Genomic DNA, 279 nt, shown 5'->3' on the forward strand with positions numbered 1-279 from the left:
TGGTGATGGAGGGGCTCTCCCTGGCGCGGCGCCGGGCCTGGCGGGAGCTCGGCCTCTCGTCCGCGTTGATCCTGGCCTTCCTGCGCGACCGTCCGGCCGAGGAGGCGATGGAGATGCTGGAGCGCGCCGCCCCCTACTGGGAGATGCTCGATGGCGTGGGCCTGGACAGCGCCGAGCAGGGTAACCCGCCCGAGAAGTTCGTCGCGGTCTTCCGCTTCGCCCGCGAGCTCGGCATTCCCCGGGTGGCCCATGCCGGGGAGGAGGGACCGCCCGAGTATA

Annotated in this window: 1 pseudogene; it reads left to right on the plus strand. The window is 72.0% G+C overall.

The annotated features are described in order from the left end of the window. Nucleotides 1-279: pseudogene (locus G3576_RS31100) on the plus strand (adenosine deaminase); the annotation flags it as partial.

The organism is Falsiroseomonas algicola, assembly GCF_011040385.1.
GTDB classification, from domain to species: domain Bacteria; phylum Pseudomonadota; class Alphaproteobacteria; order Acetobacterales; family Acetobacteraceae; genus Falsiroseomonas; species Falsiroseomonas algicola.